The organism is Brevibacterium marinum, assembly GCF_011927955.1.
Classification (GTDB): Bacteria; Actinomycetota; Actinomycetes; order Actinomycetales; family Brevibacteriaceae; genus Brevibacterium; species Brevibacterium marinum.
On sequence record NZ_JAATJN010000001.1, the window covers coordinates 2,838,781 to 2,858,625 of the forward strand.

13 protein-coding genes and 1 tRNA gene are annotated in these 19,845 nt (G+C 64.5%); 4 read left to right on the plus strand and 10 right to left on the minus strand.

The genetic code is table 11. The features are described 5' to 3' along the window. Positions 1-13: 13 nt before the first annotated feature. Entirely contained in the window at positions 14-2,539 is a 2,526-nt protein-coding gene (locus BKA07_RS12620) for a DUF3516 domain-containing protein (RefSeq protein ID WP_167951197.1), read from the minus strand. Between the two features lie 66 nt (positions 2,540-2,605). On the opposite strand from BKA07_RS12620, the gene BKA07_RS12625 reads away from it, so the two are divergent. After that, a complete protein-coding gene (locus BKA07_RS12625) occupies positions 2,606-2,896 on the plus strand; it encodes a YciI family protein (RefSeq protein ID WP_167951198.1) in 291 nt (96 codons plus the stop codon). 76 nt (positions 2,897-2,972) lie between these two features. Here the strand turns inward: BKA07_RS12625 and BKA07_RS12630 are convergent, their stop codons facing one another. From BKA07_RS12630 to rpsA, 5 genes are all read right to left on the minus strand, one after another. Next, on the minus strand, positions 2,973-4,034 hold the full coding sequence (locus BKA07_RS12630; RefSeq protein ID WP_167951199.1) for a TerC/Alx family metal homeostasis membrane protein: 1,062 nt from the start codon (positions 4,032-4,034) through the stop codon (positions 2,973-2,975). A gap of 202 nt (positions 4,035-4,236) precedes the next feature. Next, complete coding sequence (gene uvrB, locus BKA07_RS12635; RefSeq protein ID WP_167951200.1) at positions 4,237-6,369, minus strand: excinuclease ABC subunit UvrB; 2,133 nt, start codon at positions 6,367-6,369, stop codon at positions 4,237-4,239. Positions 6,370-6,413: 44 nt separating this feature from the next. Continuing rightward, positions 6,414-7,574, minus strand: a complete 1,161-nt coding sequence (gene coaE / locus BKA07_RS12640) for a dephospho-CoA kinase (RefSeq protein WP_167951201.1) — start codon at positions 7,572-7,574, stop codon at positions 6,414-6,416. 66 nt (positions 7,575-7,640) lie between these two features. After that, the gene (locus BKA07_RS12645; protein WP_167951202.1) at positions 7,641-9,461 is read right to left on the minus strand and encodes a glycosyltransferase family protein; all 1,821 of its coding nucleotides are present in this window, start codon (positions 9,459-9,461) and stop codon (positions 7,641-7,643) included. Positions 9,462-9,507: 46 nt separating this feature from the next. Continuing rightward, on the minus strand, positions 9,508-10,995 hold the full coding sequence (gene rpsA, locus BKA07_RS12650; RefSeq protein ID WP_167951203.1) for a 30S ribosomal protein S1: 1,488 nt from the start codon (positions 10,993-10,995) through the stop codon (positions 9,508-9,510). A 216-nt stretch (positions 10,996-11,211) separates the two neighbouring features. Between rpsA and BKA07_RS12655 the strand changes: the two genes are divergently transcribed. Next, positions 11,212-12,051: a class I SAM-dependent methyltransferase gene (locus tag BKA07_RS12655; RefSeq protein ID WP_167951204.1), complete on the plus strand. Its 840-nt coding sequence runs from the start codon at positions 11,212-11,214 to the stop codon at positions 12,049-12,051. Between the two features lie 198 nt (positions 12,052-12,249). Here the strand turns inward: BKA07_RS12655 and polA are convergent, their stop codons facing one another. Further along, positions 12,250-14,916, minus strand: a complete 2,667-nt coding sequence (polA, locus tag BKA07_RS12660; protein ID WP_167951205.1) for a DNA polymerase I — start codon at positions 14,914-14,916, stop codon at positions 12,250-12,252. 41 nt (positions 14,917-14,957) lie between these two features. Between polA and BKA07_RS12665 the strand changes: the two genes are divergently transcribed. Next, a complete protein-coding gene (locus tag BKA07_RS12665; protein WP_167951206.1) occupies positions 14,958-15,416 on the plus strand; it encodes a PaaI family thioesterase in 459 nt (152 codons plus the stop codon). Between the two features lie 102 nt (positions 15,417-15,518). Here the strand turns inward: BKA07_RS12665 and BKA07_RS12670 are convergent, their stop codons facing one another. Then, positions 15,519-16,139, minus strand: a complete 621-nt coding sequence (locus BKA07_RS12670) for a response regulator (protein ID WP_167951207.1) — start codon at positions 16,137-16,139, stop codon at positions 15,519-15,521. 219 nt (positions 16,140-16,358) lie between these two features. Here BKA07_RS12670 and BKA07_RS12675 point away from each other — a divergent pair. Continuing rightward, a tRNA-Leu gene (locus BKA07_RS12675) sits at positions 16,359-16,440 on the plus strand. A 135-nt stretch (positions 16,441-16,575) separates the two neighbouring features. On the opposite strand, the gene BKA07_RS12680 is transcribed toward BKA07_RS12675, so the two are convergent. After that, complete coding sequence (locus tag BKA07_RS12680) at positions 16,576-17,997, minus strand: dicarboxylate/amino acid:cation symporter (protein WP_209043965.1); 1,422 nt, start codon at positions 17,995-17,997, stop codon at positions 16,576-16,578. 244 nt (positions 17,998-18,241) lie between these two features. Next, positions 18,242-19,789 (minus strand): pyruvate kinase, encoded by a 1,548-nt coding sequence (pyk, locus tag BKA07_RS12685; RefSeq protein WP_167951209.1) that lies wholly within the window; start codon positions 19,787-19,789, stop codon positions 18,242-18,244. Positions 19,790-19,845: the final 56 nt, after the last annotated feature.

Consider the following 19,845-nt stretch of genomic DNA (forward strand, 5'->3'; position numbering starts at 1 on the left):
CCTGACCACTGTATTACTCGGCACTGACATTGCTCGAACGGGGACGGGCGCTGATCTCTCCGACGGCGAGGACTCGCAATACGATGTCTCCGGCTTCGTCACTGGCGCGAACGTCCACCTCGGCGTCGATGGCCCAGTCCCTGTTGTCGTCGGGATCGGCCAAGGTCTGACGGACGGTCCACGACTGTGAACCAGGTTCGATCGAGATATATTCCCCGCCCCTGGCCCTGCCGTCGACGAGGAGGTCGCCGTACTCCTCGTAGAAGTCCTCGATCGCGTCCTCCCAGGCTCCGGCGTCGAAGCCGCTGTCGGCGTCGAGGCGCCCCAGTTCCGCGTAGTCGGCGCGTTCGGCCAGCAGCACCCGATGGAACAGGGCGTTGCGCACCTCGGCGGTGAAGACCCGCGTATTGTCGGAGAACCTGCGATCGAGCTCGGGCAGCTCTTCGTCCGCGAAGTCCGTCGGAGACAGGCCCTGCAGGGTCCGCCACTCATCGAGCAGGGAGGAGTCGGTGCGGGCGATCGTCTCCCCCAGCCATTCGATGATGGTCGAGAGCTCCTCTGTTCTGTCGTCGGCGGGCACATTGTGCGTCAGTGCCCGGAACACATCGGTGAGGTAGCGCAGGAGGCTGCCCTCGACCCGGGTGAGGCTGTAGTACCCGACGAACTGGGTGAAGCCCATGGCCTGTTCGATCATGTCGCGCACGATCGACTTCGGTTCGAAGTCGCCTGCTCGCAGCCACGGGTGGGCGGCGATGAAGTGCTCGAACGCGGGCTCGAGGATCTCAGCGAGGGGTTTCGGCCCTTCGATCTCGTCGAGGATCGTCATGCGTTCGGCGTATTCGACGCCCTCGGCTTTGAGCTCGGCGAGGGTGTCCTGTTTGATCCGGTCGATCTGGCCCTTGAGCACGGGGAACGGCACCGGTGTGGTGGATTCGACGAGCGAGACCACGTCGAGGGCGTAGGTCTCGGCCTCCGCATCGAACAGCTCCAGCCCCGCAAGCACGAAGGGGGCCAGCGGCTGGTTGAGTGCGAACTGGGGTCCGAGGTCCGTGGTCGGCACCAGCTCGTCGCCCTTGAACTCGATGAGACCGGCGTCGATGAGCGATCGGCCGATGCTCAGGGCGGTGAGTTTGAGGTCGAGGTGACGTTCCCGACTCTCGTGGGTCTTGTCGATGAATCGGCTGATGGTGGCCACGTCCGACCCGGACCGGGCGACGAGGTTGAGGATCGTGGAGTGGTCGATCTTCATGCGGGAGCGCAGGGACTCGGCCTGGGACTCGATGAGTTTGGTGAAGGTCTCCTCCGACCACCCGACGAACCCGGCCGGTGGGGCCTTCTTCTTGACCTTCTTCTTTTTCTTCTCCGCGTTGGCCGCCTTGGCCTCGGCCCGCAGATTCTCGATGACGTGCTCGGGCGCCTGGGCGATGACATGCCCGCGGGTGTCGAATCCCGCGCGTCCGGCGCGTCCGGCCAGCTGCTGGAACTCGCGGACACTGAGTTTGCGCATCTTCCTGCCGTCGAACTTCGTCAGCCCGGTCAGCAGCACGGACCGGATCGGAACGTTGATGCCGACTCCGAGGGTGTCGGTGCCCGAGATGACGAGCAGGAGCCCCTTGAGCGCGAGCTGTTCGACCAGCCGGCGATACTTCGGCAGCATGCCGGCGTGGTGGACGCCGACTCCGTGCAGGAGCAGTTTCCGCAGGCTCTGTCCGAAGCCCTTCCCGAAGGTGAAGCCCTTGATGGCCGCCGCGACCGCGGCCTTCTGCTCCTTCGAAGCGAGATCGACCGACAGCAGACCGGTGGCCAGCTCGATGGCACCGGCCTGGGAGTAGGACACGACGTAGACGGGCGCCTTGTCGTTGCGCACCAGGGAGCGCAGAGTGTCGGAGAGCATCTCGGTCGAGTACTCGTAGTCGAGTGGGACCGGACGAGTCGCCGATGTCACGACCGAACTGTCGCGGCCGGTCGTGTCCTCCATGGTGCGGCAGATCTCGCTCGTGTCGCCGAGCGTGGCCGACATGAGCACGAACTGTGCTTGGGGCATCTCGAGCAGCGGCACCTGCCATGCCCACCCGCGTGAGGGATCGGCGACATAGTGGAACTCGTCCATGACGACCATGCCGGCGTCGAGCAGGCCTCCCTCGCGCAGCGCCTGGTTGGCGAGGATCTCCGCCGTTGCGCAGATGACGGGGGCGTCACCGTTGACCGTGGAGTCGCCGGTGATCATGCCGACGTTCTCCGGGCCGAAGGCATCGATGAGGGAGAAGAACTTCTCACTCACCAGCGCCTTGAGCGGAGCCGTGTAGTAGGCCCGGATCCCCCGGGTGAAAGATTGGTAGAGGGCGAACAGGGCCACGAGTGACTTGCCCGACCCCGTCGGGGTGGCGAGGATCGTGTTGTCGCCGGCCAGAATGCTGAGGATGGCCTCGTCCTGAGCGGGGTATGGTTCGATTCCCAGCTCCTCGCAGTACTGCCCGAAGGCTTCGTAGACTGCGTCTTCGTCAGCGAATTCCGCTGGGATCTCCTGCAATCGCACCACAGCTATGCACAGACCTTTCCGTTTAGACTGATGTCCATCCTATTGTTCGAACCTCAGGAGTTTCAGATGCCGGTTTTCGCCGTCAACTATGTCTATGGTCCCGATACCGATACCCGCATGGAGGCCCGGCCGGCCCATCGGGCGTGGCAGTCCGAGCTCTACGAAGCCGGAACGGTCCTGGCGTCGGGCCCCCTGGACGACGACCCGGTGCCCGGTGGTCTGCTGTTGATGCAGGCTTCCGACCGCGAGGAGATCAACCGACTCCTGGCGAGAGACCCCTATGCCTCGGTCGGTGTCATCGATGAGACGCACGTCCGGGAGTGGACTCCGGTCTTCGGTCCCTTCGCCGTGTCCTGAGCGTTCGTGCGCGGGTGTCTTTCGCTGTGAGAGGCACCCGCGCACCGTCACGCCGCCGAAGGGGGCACCGGTCCGATCACGCCTGTGAGTCGTCCGACTCCTGGGAACCGAGCTCCCGCAGTGACACGCCGTCCTTCTTCATCTTCAGCAGCGAGGCGATCGTCGCCACCGCCATGGCGAAGACGATGAAGCCCAGGGACAGCCACGTCGGCACCTCGGGAACCGCGGAGCCCCAGGACAGGAATTCCCAATCCGATTCGTGCAGAGCGTGGATGAAGAGCTTGACACCGATGAAGGCGAGGATCGCCGCGATTCCGTAGTGGAGATAGACGAGCTTGTCGACGAGTCCGCCGAGCAGGAAGTAGAGCTGGCGCAGGCCCATCAGAGCGAAGACGTTCGCGGTGAAGACGAGGAACGTGTTCTGCGTGACGCCGAAGATCGCGGGAATCGAGTCGAGTGCGAACATGACGTCCGTCGACCCGATCGCGATGAAGACGATGAACATGGGCGTCCAGAACTTCTTGCCCTCGATCGTCACCCGGAGGCTGTTGCCGTGGTATTCGTCGACGACGTTGATCCGTTTGCGCAGGAAGCGGATGAACGCGTTCTCTCCGTCGCCGTCGTCGTCATCGCTGAATGCCTGTCGGTAGGCGACGATGAGGAGGAAGATGCCGAAGATGAAGAAGACTTCGACGAATGCGGTGATGATGGCGGAACCGGCCAGGATGAAGATGCCGCGGAAGATGATGGCGATGATGATGCCCACCATGAGGACTTCCTGCTGATACTTCCGCGGGACCGAGAAGCTGCCCATGATGATGATGAACACGAACAGGTTGTCGATGCTCAGCGAGTACTCGAGCAGCCAGCCGGTGAGGAACTCACTGCCGTGCTGGGCATCGCCGATGGCGAAGAGCGCCCCGGCGAAGATGAGAGCCAGAGTGACGTAGAAGGCGACCCAGATGCCCGCTTCCTTCATCGACGGGGTGTGGGGACGCTTGACGACGAGGAGCAGGTCGAAGACGAGGATTGCGACGACGACGATGCCCGAGGTGATCATGAACCACACGGGGATCGGAGACTCGCTCCCAGCGGCGGCGTTTCCGCCTGCTGCGAGCGTGGAGGACAGGATATCCATGGATGCCTTTCAAAGCTGTCGGTGATGTATCCGTGCCGAAAGTCTCTCCCACGCTGTGACCACTGAGGCAGTGGCGGCGTGCGCTCCGCGCCCGGACCCTCTGACGGATCGTGGTGACGAGCACGGATGGGCGGGATACTCCCTTTCGCCAGCCTTCCCAGTATAGTCGTGCGGGTGCTCGCACACCTGCACGCGGGGCCGGTCAGGCGTGCCCGGCCTCCTTCATCTGCCGCAGTTCCTGCTTGAGATCGGAGAGCTCATCCCTCAGGCGGGCGGCGAGCTCGAATTGCAGTTCTGCTGCCGCGGTGTGCATCTGCGAGGTCAGCGAGTCGATGAGCTCCGTGAGGTCTGCTGCCGGCGGTCGCAGCGACCCGGCTTGGCCGGCGCCCTGCCGCTGCTCGTCGGTCATCGTCGAGTTGTATCCGCGCTTGCCCTTGCCGTAGTCGAACTCGGTGAGCAGCTCGCGGGTGTCCGCGTCCTCTCGCTGCAGGCGTTCGGTGATGTCTGCGATCTGTTTGACCAGAGGTGCGGGGTCGATGCCGTGCTCCTCGTTGTAGGCGACCTGGATCTCGCGCCGCCGATCGGTCTCATCGATGGCCTCTCGCATGGAGCGGGTCATGGTGTCGGCGTACATGTGGACCTGGCCGTGGATATTGCGGGCCGCGCGCCCGACCGTCTGGATCAGGGAGGTCGTCGACCGGAGGAATCCCTCCTTGTCCGCGTCGAGGATGGCGACCAGGGAGACTTCCGGAAGGTCGAGGCCCTCACGGAGGAGGTTGATGCCGACGAGCACGTCGAATTCGCCGGCTCTCAGCTCTGTCAGGAGCTCGACGCGGCGCAGGGTGTCGACGTCGGAGTGGAGGTACTGGACCCGGACCTCGTGCTCGAGGAGGTAGTCCGTGAGGTCCTCGGCCATCTTCTTCGTCAGAGTGGTGACGAGGACACGTTCCTGGGAGTCGACGCGGGTCCGGATCTCATCGAGCAGGTCGTCGATCTGCCCCTTGGTCGGCTTGACGACGATCTCCGGGTCCACGAGCCCGGTGGGCCTGATGATCTGCTGGACGTATCCGTTCGAGTTCCCCAGTTCGAAATTGCCGGGGGTCGCCGACAGGTACACGGCCTGCCCGACGCGTTCGCGGAACTCGTCGAATTTCAGGGGCCGGTTGTCCATGGCGCTGGGCAGCCGGAAGCCGTGTTCGACCAGGGTGCGCTTGCGCGACATGTCGCCTTCGTACATGCCGCCGATCTGCGGCACAGTGACGTGGGATTCGTCGACGACGAGCAGGAAGTCCTCGGGGAAGTAGTCGAGCAGGCAGTTCGGCGCGGATCCGGCGGGGCGACCGTCGATGTGGCGGGAGTAGTTCTCGATGCCCGAGGTGAATCCCATCGACTCCATCATCTCGAGGTCGTAGGTCGTGCGCATCTTCAGACGCTGCGCCTCGAGGAGTTTGTTCTGGGTTTCGAATTCGCTCAGCCGCGTCTGCAGCTCCTCCTCGATCTCGCTGACGGCTCGTCCCATCCGGTTCTCACCGGCAACATAGTGCGACGCGGGGAAGACATGGATCGTCTCCTCCTCACGGACGATCTCGCCGGTCAGGGGGTGCAGCGTCTGAAGGGTCTCGATCTCGTCACCGAAGAACTCGATCCGCAGAGCCAGCTCCTCGTACTGCGGGATGATCTCGACGGTGTCGCCGCGGACGCGGAAGGTGCCGCGGGTGAAGGCCATGTCGTTGCGGGCGTACTGCATCGACACGAAGCGCTTGAGCAGTTCGTCCCGGTCGCACTGCTGACCGCGCTGCAGGGTCACCATCCGATCGACGTACTCCTCAGGAGTGCCCAGACCGTAGATGCAGGACACGGTCGAGACGACGACGACATCACGACGCGTCAGCAGCGAGTTCGTCGCAGAGTGGCGCAGCCGTTCGACCTCATCGTTGACCGAGGAGTCCTTCTCGATGAAGGTGTCGGTCTGCGGAACGTAGGCCTCGGGCTGGTAGTAGTCGTAATAGGAGACGAAGTATTCGACCGCGTTGTGGGGCAGCAGCTGCCGGAATTCATTGGCCAGCTGCGCGGCCAGGGTCTTGTTCGGTGCCATGATCAGGGTCGGTCGCTGAACCTGCTCGATCAGCCACGCCGTGGTCGCCGACTTGCCTGTGCCGGTGGCGCCGAGCAGGACGATGTCGCGCTCCCCTTGGTCGAGGCGGTCCGAGATCTCGGTGATCGCCGTCGGCTGGTCACCGGAAGGGGAGTATTCGGAGACGACTTCGAACGGAGCGACTGTACGTGTGACATCCGGCCTGTGGCCGATGGCTGGCAGGGGACGTGCTGTGGTCATGGTCCAACACTAGCCGCCGAGGCTGACACAGAGAACAGCAGGCGTCAGACGAAGCTGTCCGGGACGAGTCGTCTGCGCAGTCTCAGGAAGTGCGGTTCCTTCGCCTCGGCATAGGCCTCGGACTGCCCGGATCCGCCGTGCTCGTGGGCGAGTGTTCGCTTCAGCTGCGCATATCCTTCCCGTTCGCCCTCGTCGCTGCGCAGCAGGCGCAGGAATTCGCGGGCGAAGTGGGCCCCGACGGAGCCCTGGGTCCGCACATGGAGGTTGACGGCGCGGCCCGGATCGGCGTTCGCGTGGAACCGTTTGGGTTCCGTCTTGTCCTCGCCGAGGTTGTCGGCCCCCTCGTGCCCCGGATATCCCAGCTCGGCCAAGCGGGGTGCGAGTTCGCGTGCGGTGTCCTGATCGGGTACGAGCAGCTGCAGGTCGATGACGTCCTTGGCGATCATCCCCGGGACCGCGGTCGATCCGATGTGGTCGATGTCGAAGCGTTCGCCGAGGCCGTGGTGGAGCTTGGCGATGATCCGCTGAGCCTGGATCGGCCAGTTCGCGCCCGCCGGGTCGATGAGTTCGACCGGTCCGCGATCTGCGCGGCGTTCGTCCGCGAGGTTGGCCGCGAACGGGAGGATGCGGTCGTCGACGAGACGGGCAACGCGCTCCCGTGTCCCGTCGACCGGACCAGCATTGTCGATGACCACATCACAGACGGCGTATCTCTGCTCGTCCGTGGCCTGACGGGCGATGCGGGCTTCGGCGTCCGAGCGGTCCATGCCTCGGGCATCCATCAGTCGCTCCAGCCGCAGTTCGGCAGGGACGTCGACGAGGAGGTTGAGGTGGTAGGCGGGGGTCATCTGGTTTTCGACGAGGAGTGGCACGTCGTGGACGACCACCTCGGCGTCGGAGTGGTCGGCGAAGTGCTTGGCCGTGCGGTCACGGATCGCGGGGTGCATGAGGGCGTTGAGGGCCGCGGTCGACTCCTCGTCGACGAATGCGGCGGCCGCCAGCTGCGCCCGGTCCAGTCCCCCGTCGACGGCGATGACGTCGGGCCCGAATCTCGCCGCCAGCTCGTGAAGCAGCGGCTCGCCGGGGGCGACGACCTCGCGGGCGATCGTATCGGCGTCGATGATCACCGCACCGTGAGCGGTGAGGATCTCGGAGACGGTCGACTTTCCTGCGCCGATTCCACCGGTCAGTCCTATTCTCAGCATGGCTCCAGCCTAGCGATTCCGACGGCACACCGCCTGTACGGGCTCTGCCGGGCCACACGCAGCCGTTCAGCGGCTCAGTGAGTAGACCCGAACTCCTTCCTCGGCGAAGACGGGCGGCCCGAGGCCGGCGGTGAGGAAGTCCTCGTACTCTCCGTCGCCGCCCGGCAGCAACGGCGCGTCCGGTGCGAGGACCACGTAGTCGACGCCATCGGCGCGCAGCTCGTCGATCGCGGCGCCGAGCTCGGCCGAGTCCGGGTCAGGCAGGGGCTCGCCGGAGAACAGTGAGCCACGCAACAGCTCGTCGAATGGGTCCTCGGGTGCCGAGAAGGTGACTGCGGAGTCGGGGCTCGAACCGATGAAGTATCCGCCGGTCTCCCGGTAGTCGAACCCGCTCACCGACTGCCACACCATCGCTTCGTCGGCATGCGGTTCGGCCCAGGCCAGGGGACGCGGAACGGTCTTGACCACGGAGCCTGCAGGGATCACCTCGGCGATGGATTCGGTGTAGAACTCGGGGACGAAGACCTCGCGCGAGGTCTGGACACCGGGGATGACACACACAGCGGAGACCAGGAGAAGCCCCAGCAGGGCCTGGGCCGAACGCTTCTGCGAACAGTCGAGCGCCCACTGCAGGCCGCAGCCGAGGATCGCGTACAGGGCGATCGTCGAATGCAGGACCAGGCGCATGGGCAGGATGTTGTCGAGCACCGGCACCGCCTCGACGAGGGCGAAAGGTCCCGTCTCGACGGCGACGCGGCCGTTGAACAGCACCGGGGACCCCAGCGAGAACGCGAAGACCAGCACTCCCGTCGCCGAGGCGATGCCGAGGATCGCCCGGTACCGGCGGGTGCGGGCGAGGCAGACGACGATGACGACGCAGGCGATGAGCGCGGGCACACCGACGTAGGCGCCGAGCTCGGCCGAATCGATGTCCAAAACCCGGGGAATCGGTGAGGTTCCGGACCCGATGAGGGTCGGGGCGGCGGGAATGATGGGATCGAGCAGGTCGGTGTTCCATACACCGTGGGGTCTGATGGCCCTCTCGGGGGCGTTCGGGCCGCGCATCGTCAGCAGCAGCGGGAGGGCGATGAACAGCGCCAGAAGCGCCCCGAGAACGCCGCCTGCCGCCAGTCGCTGCCAACCGGCTGCGGTGGTCAGCCTCCGACCGAAGACGGCGATGGAGACCAGCAGGCACAGCGCGGCGATGAAGGTTCCGGCGAGGACTTCGGTCGAGACGTAGAACTGGAATCCGAGGATCAGACCGAGCCCGATCGTCGGAATCCAGAATCCGCGCGAGTTCAGCGCCGGTGCAGGTGCGCGAACGAGCAGGGTGATGATGATCGCGGCGACGAGCGGCGGGGTCACGGCGAACGCGAGGTTGGGGTGGCCCGAGGACTGGGCGATGACATAGCTGGAGAAGCCGACCCCGCCGGAGGCTGCGAACGCCGGAAGCCGCCGGAGGAAGCGGGTGAAGAGGACGGCCGTAGCCAGGCTGACCAGCACCGGGGTGGAGATGATGAGCAGGTTGTAGCTGATGATCGGACCGGCGACCCAGGTGAGAGGGGTCAGGATCAGGGCCAGGCCGGCCAGAGAGGTGTTCCAGGCGCCGTTGACTCCCCCGCCGAGGGTATTCATCGCCTCTGTGTAGAGGAGTCCGTCCGCCGTTCCCGCCTGATCGCCGTCGGGGGCGAAGCCCAGTCGACCGGCGACGACATCCGCTGCGTGTCCGAGCCACCAGATGAAGAGCGAGGAGTCGTCGTTTCCGGCGACGACCTGCCCACCGGGGTCGGCCGCGACCTGGCCGAACACACAGATGCTGGCGGCTGTGAGCAGCACGGTGAACCACAGCCAGGGTCGGATCCGCCGCCGAAGCGAGTGGGCAAACACAAAGGGCTCCCGGCCAACCGACCGGGAGCCCCTGTGAGTGCTGTTATCAGCTGCCTGCAAGCTTCTCACGCAGTGCTGCGAGAGCTTCGTCGCTGGCCAGCGTTCCTTCGTCGTCAGCCTCTTCCGAGGAGAACGACCCGGTGGCCGGAGCGGCTTCAGCAGGAGCGGCACCGGTCTCGGCGGAGCCTGCCTCCGCGTCGGCGGCGATGGCCTTGGCGACCTGCTTCTTGTGCTCTTCCCAGCGTTCCTGAGCGGCGGCGTACTGCTGCTCCCAGGTCTCGCGCTGTGCTTCGTAGCCCTCGACCCATTCGTTGGTTTCCGGGTCGAAGCCCTCTGGGTACTTGTAGTTGCCGTCTTCGTCGTACTCCTGCGGCATGCCGTAGAGGGCAGGGTCGAGGAATTCGTCGGCCTCGGGGTCGACGCCCTCGTTGGCCTGCTTCAGCGACAGCGAGATGCGGCGACGCTCGAGGTCGATGTCGATGACCTTGACGTAGATGGTCTCGTCGACGGAGACGACCTGTTCCGGCAGATCCACGTGACGAACCGCGAGTTCCGAGATGTGCACGAGGCCCTCGATGCCGTCTTCGACGCGCACGAACGCACCGAAGGGAACCAGCTTCGTGACCTTGCCGGGCACGATCTGGCCGATGACATGGGTGCGGGCGAAGTGCTGCCAGGGATCTTCCTGAGTTGCCTTGAGCGACAAAGAGACGCGCTCGCGATCCATGTCGACGTCGAGCACCTCAACGGTGACCTCGTCACCGACGGTGACGACCTCGCCCGGGTGATCGATGTGCTTCCAGGACAGTTCGGAGACGTGCACGAGCCCGTCGACACCACCGAGGTCGACGAAGGCACCGAAGTTGACGATCGAGGAGACGACGCCGGGACGGACCTGGCCCTTCTGCAGGGTCTGCAGGAAGGTGTGGCGGACCTCGGACTGGGTCTGCTCGAGCCAGGCGCGACGGGACAGAACGACGTTGTTGCGGTTCTTGTCCAGTTCGATGATCTTGGCTTCGACCTGCTGGCCGATGTAGGGAGCGAGGTCGCGGACACGACGCATCTCGACGAGCGAGGCGGGCAGGAAGCCGCGCAGCCCGATGTCGACGATCAGGCCGCCCTTGACGACCTCGATGACGGTGCCGGTGACGACGCCGTCGTCTTCCTTGATCTTCTCGATGTCGCCCCAGGCACGCTCGTACTGCGCGCGCTTCTTGGACAGCATGAGTCGGCCTTCTTTGTCTTCCTTCTGAAGAACGAGGGCTTCGATTTCGTCGCCGACCTCGACGACTTCGCCGGGATCGACATCGTGCTTGATGGAGAGTTCTCGCGAAAGGACGACGCCTTCCGTCTTGTATCCGATGTCGACGAGCACTTCGTCGCGGTCGACCTTGACGACGGTTCCTTCGACGATGTCTCCATCGTTGAAGTACTTGATCGTCTCATCGACGGCGGCGAGAAAGTCCTCAGCGGTTCCGATGTCGTTGACAGCGACCTGCTTCGGCTGCACCGATTCCGGCGTGGTGGTGGTCATATAGGTTGGGGCTCCGATGGAATTGTGGTCCAGATCCGATACTCTGGGCAATGTTGCGCATCGGCCCTGAGAACCGCATCCGGTCTCGATTACGATTTTGGTCATGTATGCATACGCGCATACGGTTGTCAATACTAGCATCACCCACGGTGGGAATGCACACCGAAATCGGAAAAGAATCATGGCCGCAGTCACGGTCGGAGCCACGGAGGAATGATGAGCGACGGAAGTTATCGAGCCGAGGTCATCAGCGGTGGCTATCTGCCCATCGATGAGGAGGCATCGGTCCGTGCGAACCGAAGCTATTGGGACAACTCCGCGGAAGAGTACCTGGCCGAACACGGCAGCTTCCTGGGCGCCTCGGAGTTCATGTGGTGCCCTGAGGGCATCCACGAATCCGATGTCAATCTGCTCGGTGACGTCAATCGGCGCCAGATACTCGAAGTGGGCTGCGGTGCCGGTCAGTGCTCGCGTTGGCTGGCCGAGGAAGGCGCCATCGCCACGGGAGTCGACGTCTCCGCCGGCATGCTCGAGCAGGCTTCCCGACTGCAGAGGGAGCACCCGCTCAGCACCGGCGCCACTCCCCCGACGTTCCTGCATGCCGACGCTCGTCAGCTGCCCTTTGCGTCGAACAGCTTCGACGTCGCGTTCTCCTCGTACGGCGCGCTGCCCTTCGTCAAGGACGCCGACGTCGTCTTCGCCGAGGTGGCCCGTGTCCTGCGTCCGGGCGGTCGCTGGGCGTTCTCGACGACGCACCCGTTGCGGTGGATGTTTCCGGACGTGCCCGGCGAATCGGGCCTGACCGTCGAATACTCCTACTTCGACCGAACTCCGTATGTCGAGATCTCCTCCGACGGACAACCGGTCTACGCCGAGCACCACCGCACCATGGGCGATTGGGTGAGCATGCTCGTCACCGCGGGATTCACGATCGACTCGGTGACCGAGCCGGAGTGGCCCGAATCCAATCAGACGGCCTGGGGCGGGTGGTCGCCTCTGCGCGGCTCGCTCATGCCCGGCACCGCGATCTTCTCCACCACCTTGAACAAGGACTGAGACACCGTACCGACTTCTGTCGCCACGAACTGACTCGCTCCTTCATCCATGAAGGGGCGTTCGTGGTCATCAGTGAACGGACATTCATTGTGGGCGCCCGGTCGGTTTCCCGCGATTCTTCGACCGCGCGCCCACAATGAACGAGGATTCACCCTCGTCGCCGTCCGCCGGCGGCTGTTTCGGTGGGCGGCGGCCGATTCAGTGGGCGGCGGCGTGCCAGGAGATGCCGGTGCCGACGTTGACGTCGAGGGGCACCTCCAGCTCGTAGGCGGAGCCCATCTCTTCGGTGACGATCTTCGCGACGGCCTCGGTCTCCTCGGGACGGACGTCGACGATGATCTCGTCATGGACCTGCAGCAGGACGGTGGACTTGAGATCGCCGAGGCGGTGGCTGACCCTGAGCATCGCGATCTTCATGATGTCGGCCGCCGATCCTTGGATCGGAGCGTTGAGTGCCGCCCGCTCGGCCATGTCCCGCAGCTGCCGCCGATCGCTGTGCAGTGCCGGAAGGTAGCGCCTGCGCCCCATGATGGTCTCCGTGTAGCCCTTGGCCCGGGCCTGTTCGACGATCTCGTCGAGATAATCCTTGACCGCGCCGAACCGTTCGAAGTACTGCTCCATGAGGTTCTTCGCCTCGTCGACGCCGATAGCCAGCTGGCGTGAGAGTCCGTAGGCGGAGAGTCCGTAGACCAACCCGTACGACATGGCCTTGACCTTTGAGCGCATTGCGGAGTCCACCTCGTCGATGCCGACTCCGAAGACCTTCGAACCGACGTAGGAGTGCAGATCCTCGCCGTCCTTGAAGGCCTGGATCAGTGCGGCGTCCCCGGAGAGGTGGGCCATGATGCGCATTTCGATCTGGGAGTAGTCGGCGGTCAGCAGCCGAGAGTCCTCGACCTGAGGATCGGCGATGAAGATCTCACGGATCCGGCGTCCCGATTCGGTGCGGACCGGGATGTTCTGCAGATTCGGGTCGAGCGAGGACAGACGTCCGGTCGCGGCGACCGTCTGCTGATAGGTCGTGTGGATGCGACCGTCCTCGGCCACGGTCTTGAGCAGCCCGACGACGGTCTGCTTGAGCTTCGTCGAATCACGGTAGGCCAAAAGGTGTTGCAGGAAAGGGTGCTCGGTCTTGATGAACAGCTCCGCCAGCGCCTCGGCGTCGGTCGTGTAGCCGGTCTTGGTGCGCTTGGTCTTGGGCATGTCGAGCTCCTCGAACAGCACGGCCTGCAGCTGTTTGGGAGAACCCAGATTGACCTCGTGCCCGATTGCCTCATAGGCGAGCTCTGCGCTGGTCTCCGCCTGCTTCGTAAACTCGTCGATGAGCCCGGACAGGCCCGCTTCGTCGACGGCGATTCCGGCGAGTTCCATCCGGGCCAGCACCGGCACCAAGGGCAGTTCGATGTCGCGGTAGACGAGGCCCATATCGGCCTCGTCGATGGCCTTGGCCAGCACCGCGTGGACGTCGAGCAGCGCGGCCGCCCGCTGACCGTGGGTGTGTGCGGTCTGTTCGGATTCGAGGTCGAACGTCAGCTGCCCACTGGCCTCACCGCCCTCGCTGAGTTCGACGCCTGTGCGATCGAGCGCGATCTGTGACAGCTCGTAGCTGCGCTGGTCGGGCACCAGCAGATACGCGGCCAGTGCCGTGTCACCGGCGACGCCGTCGACCTCGAGCCCCAGTGAGCGCCAGGCCTTGATCTGAGTCTTCGCACTGTGCACGATGAGCGTCCTCGCCCGCAGCGCCGAGTTCAGATCTGCAATGGCCGAGGGGCCCGCCTCGGCGAGGTCGACGACCCATGCCTCGTCGGGTGTCGCAGAGACGGCGAGGACTCTGACATCCCCACGGCCGAGTTCGTACCGGGCGTCGGAGTCGAGAGCGAGCACATCGGCATCCGCGATCTTCCCGAGCAGTCCGGGCACGTCGAGCGCGTCGACGGAGACCTCTCGTACGCGACGATCGGCTCCTTCCGGCACCGCTTCCTCGCCGAAGATCGCGCTCAGCCGTTTGCCCAATGCCTGGAATTCGAGCTGGTCGAACAGGCTCGACAGCTCCGCAGGGTCGCCGTCGCCCCATTTCAGGTCGGCGTAGCCGAGTCCGAGGTCGACGTCGTCGAGGAGGCGGTTGAGCTTGAAGTTGCGTTCGACGTCGGCAACGTGGTCGCGCAGCTTCTCCCCGACCTTGCCCTTGATCGCTCCCGCGTTCTCGAGCACACCGGGCAGGTCGCCATAGGTCGTCAGCCACTTCGCCGCGGTCTTGTCACCGACCCCGGGGACCCCGGGCAGGTTGTCGGCCTTCTCCCCGACCAATGCGGCGAGTCCACGATAGTTCGAGGGGCTGACCCCGTACTTCTCCTCGATCGATTCCGGTGTCATCCGGTTGAGGTCGCTGACCCCTCGCTTCGGGTAGAGAATAGTCACGATCTCGTTCGAGAGCTGGAACGAGTCCTTGTCCCCGCTCATCACTTCCACCCGCGCGCCCGCCTCGGTGCCCATGCGCGCCATGGTCGCCAGAGCGTCGTCGGCTTCGAAGCCCTCCTTCACCACAACGGTGATCCCCATGGCCGCGACGATGTCCTTGATGAGATCGATCTGAGGGTGGAACTCCGGCGGGGTCTTGGCCCGGCCAGCCTTGTACTCGGCGTACTCTTCGAGCCGGAAGGTCTCCCGTCCCAGGTCGAAGGCCACGGCCACGTGGCTGGGTGACTCGTCCCTGAGGACGTTGATGAGCATCGAGATGAAGCCGTAGATGGCGTTCGTCGACTGACCGGTGGTGGTTGCGAAGTTCTCCACGGGCAGTGCGTGGAATGCGCGGTACGCCAGTGAGTGTCCGTCGATGAGCAGGAGGGATTCGTTTACTTGAGTCACATGGCATAGCCTATCGTTCAAAACTGACATGAAGGAGAACGATGTTCAGACCGGGAGCCTCGCTGACGGCACAGACCACCGACGACGAATGCCGAACGCTGCTCAGCCAGCTCAACGGCCCGCAGGCGGGCGGTGAGCTGGCCGACAAGATGGGCATCGAGTTCGTCGACCTGGCTCCCGGTCACGTCAGCGCGACGGCACCGGTGTCGGGCAACACCCAGCCGATGGGGCTCTTCCACGGCGGCGGTCACGTCGTGCTCGCAGAATCTTTGGCGTCGATGCACTCCTTCCTCATCTCGGGAGGAAAGAACGTCGTCGGAGTCGACCTCAATGCCACACATCTGCGTGCGGCTCGAGAGGGCGTCGTGACCGGTCGCGCCGAGGTGCTCCATCAGGGACGCACCATCGTGTCCCATGAGGTGAAGATGACCGATGAGGCCGGTCGTCTCCTCTCGATCGTGCGGATCACCAACATGATCCTCAGGACCGAGCCCAAGTGAGCCTCGATCGGGCGCGGGCTGCAAACAGCTGAAACACATGGAGGAGGCCGGGAATCCACATCGGATTCGCCGGCCTCGGTGTCTGTTCAGGTGGGTTCGAACCTACTTGTCCGAGCCGATCTGCTTGAGAACGGTGTCGGCGACCTCGCGCATGGTCAGGCGGCGGTCCATCGAGGTCTTCTGGATCCAACGGAAGGCCTCGGGCTCGCTCAGCCCCATCGAGGACTGCAGCAGGCTCTTGGCGCGCTCGACGAGCTTGCGGGTCTCGAACCGCTCGGTCAGGTCCGAGATCTCGCTCTCGAGTGAGCTGATCTCCGCATGACGCGAGAGGGCGATCTCGAGGGCCGGAATGAGATCCGCCGCGGTGAAGGGCTTGACCACATAGGCCATGGCTCCCGCATCACGGGCTCGTTCGACGAGCTCCTTCTGCGAGAAGGCCGTGAGCAGGACCACCGGAGCGATGCGCGCCCGAGCGATCCTCTCTGCCGCCGAGATTCCGTCGAGAATGGGCATCTTGATGTCCATCACGACAAGGTCCGGGCGCAGCTCCTCTGCCAGGCGGATCGCGGACTCTCCGTCTGCGGCTTCGCCGACGACGTCGTATCCGACCTCGCGCAGCATTTCGACGATGTCGAGACGAATCACTGCCTCGTCTTCGGCCACTACGACGCGACGAACCGGCGCGGACTCATCTGAAGTTGGTTGTTCGCTGTTTGAAAGCACGTGACCAGTCTAAACCAGGGCCCGCCATTGCACCGACGCCGGCACCGAAGTTTCTTCTGTGATGGTAGCCACGCGTGTGACGGCCGCCACCGGGAACGGGACCGCATCGAGCGAATTCTTCAGCAACCGCCGCCCATTGCACGATCGCGTGAAGCGATTGTGCAATCAGGTGAAAGCTGTCGTAAAATCGAACCGGTCGCAGATTCGGTCTGCGCTCAAGCCGGATTGGCGGAATCGGTAGACGCGGTGCACTCAAAATGCATTGTCGAAAGACGTGTGGGTTCGAGTCCCACATCCGGTACTCTCGTCGAGTCACGTGCGAAAAACCCCCGAACGATCGTTCGGGGGTTCTTCGCGTCTGGCCTTCTCTGCCTGCGCCTGCGGTTCGGACCTCAGCCTTCAGGGCTCATCGTCTCAGACGTCGGGCCTCATCGCTTCAGCTGCGGCTGCCGTCGGCGGAGAGTTTCCGTGCAGGCTCTCCGGCGTGTGCAACTGCGTCCTCGTCTGCGGTCGCGTCCTCGGCTGTGGCCGCGTCCTCATCAATCGGAACATAGCCGTCGATGCGGGCCGAATCGTACCGAGCCGCGTCGAGGATTCCCTGGCGCTTGGCGACGATCGCGGGGACGAGGGCCTGTCCTGATACGTTGAGCGCCGTGCGCCCCATGTCGACGATCGGCTCGATGGCGAGAAGCAGTCCCACGCCTTCGAGGGGAAGCCCCAGTGTCGACAGGGTCAGCGTCAGCATCACGGTCGCCCCGGTGGTTCCGGCCGTTGCCGCCGAACCGATGACGGAGACGAACACGATGAGGAAGTACTGCACGATCGTGAGATCGATGCCGAAGAACTGGGCCACGAACACGGCGGCGATCGCCGGGTAGATGGCGGCGCAGCCATCCATCTTCGTCGTCGCACCGAAGGGCACGGCGAAGGCCGCGTAACTCTGGGGAACTCCGAAGTTGTCGGTTGCGACCTTCTGAGTCACAGGCATGGTCCCGATCGACGACCGCGACACGAAGCCCATCTGGGCGGCCGGCCAGACGCCGGAGAAGTACTGGCGAACAGACAGGCCGTTGAGCTTGGCCAGCGTCGGATAGACGATGAAGAAGACGATGGCCAGACCCACGTAGACGGCGATGACGAACCACAGCAGCGACCCCATGGTCGACCAGCCGTAGGAGTTCACTGCGTTGCCGATGAGTCCGAGGGTGCCGATCGGTGCGATGCGCACGATCCACCACACGACCTTCTGCACGACGGCCAGCGCCGCCTCGGTGAACTCGAGGAAGGGCTCAGCGGCCTTGCCGACCTTGACCGCGGCGATGCCGATCGCGCCGGAGACGATGATGAGTTGAAGGATGTTGAAGTCGACCTCGGAGACCAGTCCGCCGGCTTCGTCGGGCGAGGTGGCGACCTCGAGGCCGAGGAAGTTCACGGGTACGAGGCCGGTGAGGAATCCGACCCAGCTGCCTTCGGAATCGGGAGTGGAACCGCTCAACGATGCGGCGTCAGCGTGCATGCCCGGTTGGATGACGACGCCGAGGATGAGCCCGATGAGGACGGCGATGAGTGCTGTGAATGCGAACCACAGAAGAGTCGATCCTGCAAGTCTGGCGGCATTCGTGACCTTGCGCAGGTTGCCGATGCTGGCGATGATCGCGGTGATCACCAATGGCACGACGGCCGCCTTGAGCAGAGTCACGTACGAGGATCCGATGGTGTCCAGCGTCTGTCCGAGCCAGTTGTCCTGCCCCTCACTGACCGGACCCCAGGACCGGGCGACCAGTCCGAGGATCACACCCGCGATGAGGGCGATGGTGACCTGCACCCCGAATGATCTGCTCCACTTGGGCAATCTCATGCCATTCCTGTTCTTCGACGATCGGTTATCGAGCGGTGTCCGACTCATTCGTCGCCGCTCAGCACAGAACACAACTGTTGAGCAATTTGGGAAATTCCGCAAGTTGGAGTGACGTGTCTCTCACCGCTCGTGAGAGACCGAGGACCGTCGAAGTCTCGGTTCGGCGCGCCCGACCTCCGGCAAAGGCGAACGGCCGCCCCGAACGATCGGGACGGCCGCTTGTGCGCCGAAGGTGATGAACGGCTCAGTGACGTGGTGCGCCGTCGTCCTTGACGATCGGAACCTCGCGCGTGTTCGGAGCTTCGGCCACGATGCCGTACCCGGCCAGCGGGTCTTCCTCGTCGTCCGAGGAGTCCTCGTAGGCCGCGGCGACACCCTTGGCGGCATCGCCCATCGTGTGGATGCGCAGCGCGTTCGTCGACCCCGGGATCCCGGGAGGCGAACCGGCTACGAGGATGCTCTGGTCCCCCTCGTGCGCGGTTCCGTCGGCCAACAGAACGGCATCGACCTGCCTGGCCATCTGATCCGTGTGCCGGACGGGCTTGACCAGATAGGGTCGCACGCCCCACGTCAGGGCCAGCTGGTGACGGACCTGAGGATCCGGAGTGAAGCCCAGGATCGGCCAAGCCGGACGCAGCCGAGACATCCGTCGCACCGAATCACCGGTCTGAGAGAAGGTGCACAGCAGATCGATGTCGAGCTGCTCGGCGATCTGGACGGCGGCCGCGGTGACCGCTCCGCCCTTGGTGTGCGGCACGGTCCCCAGCAGCGGGATGCGCTCCATCCCGTGCTCCTCGGTGGATTCGATGATGCGACTCATCGTGCGAATCGCATCGACCCAATGGGCCCCGACCGAGGTCTCACCGGAGAGCATCAAGGCATCGGCACCGTCGAGAACCGCGTTGGCGCAGTCGCTCGCCTCGGCGCGGGTCGGCCGGGACTCATCGATCATCGTCTCCAGCATCTGGGTCGCAACGATGACGGGCTTGGCCTGCTGACGGGCGATCTCGACCGCGCGCTTCTGCACGATCGGCACCTGCTCGAGGGGCAGCTCCACGCCGAGGTCGCCGCGGGCGACCATGATGCCGTCGAACGCATCGATGACGGCATCGAGCTGCTCGACCGCCTGTGGCTTCTCGAGCTTGGCGATGACGGGAGCCGTGATGCCGACCTCGTCCATGACCGCCCTGACATCGTCCATGTCCTCGGGGCTGCGGACGAAGGACAGCGCCACCCAGTCGAACCCGAGCTCGAGGCCCCATTTGAGGTCCTCGACGTCCTTCTCGGACAGCGCCGGTACGGAGACCGGGACTCCGGGGAGGTTGATGCCCTTGTGATTCGAGATGGTTCCGCCGATCTCGACCTCGGTGACCACGTCGGTGTCGGTGACCTCGGTGGCGCGCAGACGCAGCCGACCGTCATCGATGAGCAGCGGGTCGCCGACGGAGACGTCGCCCGGCAGCGTCGACAGCGTCGTGCTCACGACCTCCGCAGAGCCGGCGACATCGCGGCTGGTGATGGTGAACGTCGCACCCTCGACGAGGTCTTCGCTGCCGTTGGCGAAATTGCCGACCCTGATCTTGGGCCCCTGCAGATCGAGCAGCACGGCGATGGGCCGTCCCGTGTCGAGTGCGGCCTGGCGGACCCAGGCGAACTTCTCTTCGTGCTCTTCCCGCTTGCCGTGGCTGAGATTGAATCTGGCCACATTGACGCCCTCGTCGACAAGCGCGCGGATCTCTTCATAGGAATTCTGATTCGGACCTAGTGTTGCGACTATCTTTGCACGCCTCATGCGCACCACCCTACCTGTAGCGTGAGGGACGGTGTGAGCCGCCCGTCACCTCTGTT

Excerpts from the sequence above, each read along its gene's own strand:
- BKA07_RS12625 (WP_167951198.1), top strand. The coding sequence starts at position 2,606 with ATGCCGGTTTTCGCCGTCAACTATGTCTATGGTCCCGATACCGATACC.
- BKA07_RS12630 (WP_167951199.1), bottom strand. The coding sequence starts at position 4,034 with ATGGATATCCTGTCCTCCACGCTCGCAGCAGGCGGAAACGCCGCCGCT.
- uvrB (WP_167951200.1), bottom strand. The coding sequence starts at position 6,369 with ATGACCACAGCACGTCCCCTGCCAGCCATCGGCCACAGGCCGGATGTC.
- coaE (WP_167951201.1), bottom strand. The coding sequence starts at position 7,574 with ATGCTGAGAATAGGACTGACCGGTGGAATCGGCGCAGGAAAGTCGACC.
- rpsA (WP_167951203.1), bottom strand. The coding sequence starts at position 10,995 with ATGACCACCACCACGCCGGAATCGGTGCAGCCGAAGCAGGTCGCTGTC.
- BKA07_RS12655 (WP_167951204.1), top strand. The coding sequence starts at position 11,212 with ATGAGCGACGGAAGTTATCGAGCCGAGGTCATCAGCGGTGGCTATCTG.
- BKA07_RS12665 (WP_167951206.1), top strand. The coding sequence starts at position 14,958 with ATGTTCAGACCGGGAGCCTCGCTGACGGCACAGACCACCGACGACGAA.
- BKA07_RS12680 (WP_209043965.1), bottom strand. The coding sequence starts at position 17,997 with ATGAGATTGCCCAAGTGGAGCAGATCATTCGGGGTGCAGGTCACCATC.
- pyk (WP_167951209.1), bottom strand. The coding sequence starts at position 19,789 with ATGAGGCGTGCAAAGATAGTCGCAACACTAGGTCCGAATCAGAATTCC.